At 35.1% G+C, this 2831-nt stretch carries 5 protein-coding genes; 4 read left to right on the top strand and 1 reads right to left on the bottom strand.

The window, feature by feature from the left end:
• The first annotated feature begins 136 nt into the window (after positions 1 to 136).
• Both secG and CK510_RS28830 read left to right on the top strand, forming a co-directional pair.
• The gene (gene secG, locus CK510_RS28835; RefSeq protein WP_095724901.1) at positions 137 to 370 is read left to right on the top strand and encodes a preprotein translocase subunit SecG; all 234 of its coding nucleotides are present in this window, start codon (positions 137 to 139) and stop codon (positions 368 to 370) included.
• 25 nt (positions 371 to 395) lie between these two features.
• Positions 396 to 1226: a peptidase gene (locus CK510_RS28830; protein ID WP_095724900.1), complete on the top strand. Its 831-nt coding sequence runs from the start codon at positions 396 to 398 to the stop codon at positions 1224 to 1226.
• Positions 1227 to 1254: 28 nt separating this feature from the next.
• Here the strand turns inward: CK510_RS28830 and CK510_RS34145 are convergent, their stop codons facing one another.
• A complete protein-coding gene (locus CK510_RS34145; protein WP_281257103.1) occupies positions 1255 to 1383 on the bottom strand; it encodes a hypothetical protein in 129 nt (42 codons plus the stop codon).
• Positions 1384 to 1603: 220 nt separating this feature from the next.
• On the opposite strand from CK510_RS34145, the gene CK510_RS28825 reads away from it, so the two are divergent.
• The gene (locus CK510_RS28825; RefSeq protein ID WP_095724899.1) at positions 1604 to 1915 is read left to right on the top strand and encodes a COG3415 family protein; all 312 of its coding nucleotides are present in this window, start codon (positions 1604 to 1606) and stop codon (positions 1913 to 1915) included.
• Between the two features lie 75 nt (positions 1916 to 1990).
• The coding region (locus tag CK510_RS28820; RefSeq protein ID WP_143289491.1) for a hypothetical protein at positions 1991 to 2831 on the top strand (841 nt) is incomplete at its 3' end.

Raw genomic sequence — 2831 nt, 5'->3', positions numbered from 1 at the left:
GCCCAAAAGCCTTGTCATTAAAGGGAAATTCCAGATTATTGTTTAAAGTTCAGCATAACACCTACGGAAGAACCATAATTTATTACTTCTAACTTCTACTAAGCTCATTTAAATTCTCATTCACCCGATTTTTATTATGACTGCTACAACCGTAATTCAAGGTATTTGGACATTTTCCGCCGTTGCTTTAATCATTTTAGTATTACTCCATAGCCCTAAGGGTGACGGAATCGGTGCTATTGGAGGACAAGCTCAATTATTTAGTAGTGCGAAAAGTGCAGAAAACACTCTTAATCGTGTCACTTGGGCATTAACAGCCGTTTTCCTCGGTTTGACTGTAGTATTAAGTGCTGGTTGGTTGCCTAAATAAATAATAGAAATTAGGGAATAGGGAAATGGGGAAAATAAAAATAAACTTTAAAATTCTCCACCTAAAACCTAAAATCTTAGTTACTCGCCTTTTAAAGCGTTTACTTGTATTTCTAGGAATAATTTGTTGTACTGGGCTGCTGGTTTATTTAACAAACTTGCAGTCTATTGCTGTTTATAAAAGTATTTCTAGAAATATTGAAAGCTCATCTCCTAGTTTGTTTAACAAAATTCCGGAATATCAAGTAAATAAAAATAATCTTTCTACAGCAAAAATCCATCCTCTGCCAGAAAATCTACAAAAATGGCAGGATCAAAATAATAATGGTGATTATTTCGAGCAAGTTAAATCCACACAGGTAGGATATTTGATTTGGTCTAATTTTCCAATTAAAATTTTTATCGAAACTCCCCAAAATACCAATAAAAATCAAGCTGAAGCATGGGTAAAAGTAATTTCCCAAACTGTCGCAGAATGGAATGCTTATTTACCATTACAGCTTGTTGAAAAAGCAGAATTAGCTGATATTACAATTTTGCGGAAAGCTCCACCACTTCAAGGAAATCCACCTCGTGCGCGATCGGCACAAACCAGCTACGAAATATACACAAAAAATAATTTCTTAAATCATAAATTTACTATCTTATTAAGTCCCAGTCAAACGGGGAAATACTTAGTTGCTGCATTCCGTCACGAACTTGGACATGCTTTGGGAATTTGGGGACATAGCCCATTACCAAGTGATGCATTGTACTTTTCTCAAGTTAGGAATCCTCCCTTAATTTCAGCTAGGGATGTGAATACTTTGAAGAAGGTTTACGAGCAACCTACCAATCTGGGGTGGAACGTTGATTAATAAAAAAATAATTACAAACAATCAGGTTTTAATTCTTAATTAAACCCAATTTTTTCAACTCAGCTTCCATATTTTTATTCCATTCCCGTACCGAACCAAAAGCACCGTCATAAACAGCATTCCAGTTCTTTTTATCTTGGGGTTGGGCAAAAAACAAATATCTACCTCCTGTTTTCTGGATGATATTTTGACACGAAGTTTGGTTTAATCCCGATAAAACAATATTTTGCGAACCTTTGCCTTTGAAATAGCGCTTAACTCGGATTGTTAATTTGTCTCGTTCGACTCTAGTGGTCTGTCAAGCTAAAAATTGTGAGTTTGAGGGAAATAGAGAGGCTATTGACTGTAAACGTTTTCAGATATCCCAATAACTGACCATGTTCAAAAACTATATTGTCCGGTTAAGTCAAAAGGAACGACAAACTCTACAAGATTTGGTATCAACTGGCAAAGCCGCAGCTTACAAAATTAAGCACGCCAATATTTTGTTAAACATTGATGTAAATGGGCAGGAATGGACGGACTCAGAAGCTGCCACGGCATTTAGTTGCCACCGTAACACAGTCGCAAATCTAAGGGAACGATTGGTCAACGAGGGTCTAGAGTCAGCCTTAAACCGCAAGCCCAGCAAAATGCCGCCTCGTCAACGGGTAATTGTCCACGAAAAATATTTGATATTGTCGGAATAACTTATTTAGCGCCAAGACGCTGAGAACGCCAAGATAATAATAGAAAGATTTTCACGACTCATTTAGGATTGCTATATGACTTTTCAAATATTAGAAATATCAGAGTCATCAAAAATAGAATTAACAGTATGGGCTGATACAGTTATAGCAGAAGCAAAACAAGCTATGTATTTGGGAGAAAAATATCTTCTCTGGAACAGTCCTTATTATCAAAAAGGTGTTGATGCTTGGGTTGATGAAACTTGGTGGATTCAATGTGCAAAGGAGCAATTTAAGAGATTTCATAAATCTCGTAATTGCGATATTATTCCAGCACTTGAAATCTTAGCTTCTCATTTTCCAGATGAATATGGAGAGATTGCACGTACAAAAATTGATGAATGGTATAACAATGAAGGTTTACATGACCCAGAATATTGGTGGGATTTAATTGAAATAGTTAATTGTAAACATCCCGTTCTTGATGATTTAATTGAAGTATCTAATGATATTAATGAGTGGCTAGTTCTGGCTCGTTGCGGTTATGAAAAAGCAATTAATTATGTTAGAGAATATATTTTAGAATCGCTATTCGAGAAGAATTTATATCGTTTAAATAGACTCATAAAAACATCTGGAAGCAAATTAGTTAAAAATATTTTTAGTCAATATCAATTAAAGCAAATAGAAGATACTATGATGATTTGGGCAAGCCAACAATTTCCATTAGAAACAGATGATTCACTATATCAACTATCAATTTTAGAGTCTGCTGTAATAATGGATTGGCAGGAAGTTCTCGATATACTGTCGCTGAATCAAAATTACTTAAATAACTTATTTTTTTACTTAAAAAACTGGCTTGCAACCCAGCAGATATTCAAATTGGTGCTGTCGCAACGGAATGTACCGACGAATTTTACCAAAGTCGAATTTT

Source organism: Brunnivagina elsteri CCALA 953 (genome assembly GCF_002289455.1).
GTDB lineage: Bacteria > Cyanobacteriota > Cyanobacteriia > Cyanobacteriales > Nostocaceae > Brunnivagina > Brunnivagina elsteri.
The sequence above is the reverse complement of the archived record's forward strand: the minus strand, read 5'-3'. Positions and strand labels throughout refer to the sequence as shown.